The organism is Azospirillum sp. B506 (assembly GCF_000333595.1).
GTDB lineage: Bacteria > Pseudomonadota > Alphaproteobacteria > Azospirillales > Azospirillaceae > Azospirillum.
In genome coordinates, this window is sequence record NZ_BADK01000291.1 from 1 (window position 1) to 957 (window position 957).

At 70.4% G+C, this 957-nt stretch carries 1 protein-coding gene and 1 pseudogene; one reads left to right on the forward strand and one right to left on the reverse strand.

Going from position 1 to position 957, the window contains the following annotated elements; translation table 11 throughout:
- Positions 1 to 294: pseudogene (locus I71_RS39615) on the reverse strand (hypothetical protein); the annotation flags it as partial.
- Between I71_RS39615 and fmt the strand changes: the two are divergent.
- Positions 214 to 957, forward strand: a 744-nt coding sequence (fmt, locus tag I71_RS09210) for a methionyl-tRNA formyltransferase (protein ID WP_042694111.1), incomplete at its 3' end; no start/stop codon positions are given. The pseudogene I71_RS39615 and the gene fmt sit on opposite strands and share 81 nt — an antisense overlap.

Here is a 957-nt window from a genome sequence, read left to right on the forward strand (position 1 = left end):
GGCAACCGCATCCGGTTCGGTCAACGCCGTCAAATAAGCATCGACGCCGCGGCGCAGCGCCTCGACGAAGACCGCGACCAGCGGCAGCAACAGGAACAGCGCCAGGAACAGCAGGGCCCCGGCGATCAGGGCGACGCGGACCCAGGCGAACATCCTGCTGAAGAAGGTCCAGAAGATGCAGAAGGCGACGGCCTGACCAGCCTCGATCCAATGATGACCCCGCTCCGTCTCGTTTTCATGGGCACGCCGGATTTCGCCGTGCCCAGCCTTGCCGCGCTGATCGAGGCGGGGCATCAGGTCGTCTGCGCCTACAGCCAGCCGCCGCGTCCGGCCGGCCGCGGCCAGCAGGTGCAGAAATCGCCCGTCCACCGCTTCGCCGGGGAGCACGGCATCCCCGTGCGCACGCCGAAAAGCCTGCGCACTGCTGAGGCCCAGGCGGAATTCGCCGACCTCAAGGCCGATGTCGCCGTGGTCGCCGCCTACGGCCTGATCCTGCCGCAGCCGGTTCTCGACGCGCCGCGGCTGGGCTGTGTCAACGTGCATGGCTCGCTGCTGCCGCGCTGGCGCGGGGCGGCGCCGATCCAGCGCTCCATCCTGGCCGGCGATGCCGAGACCGGCATCACCATCATGCAGATGGACATCGGGCTGGACACCGGCGCCATGCTGTCTCGGGAAGCGGTGGCGATCACCCCCGCCACCACCGCCAGCAGCCTGCATGACGAGCTGGCCTCCCTCGGCGCCCGCATGATCGTCCCGGCGCTGAACGGTCTGGCCGCCGGCACCCTGACCGCCGTGCCGCAACCGGACGAGGGCGTCACCTACGCCGCCAAGCTGACGCGCGAGGACGGCCGGCTCGACTGGACCCAGCCCGCCGCTTACGTCGAGCGGCAGGTCCGCGCCCTGACCCCCTGGCCCGGTTGCTGGTTCGACGCGGCAAATGGCGAGCGCATCAGGGTC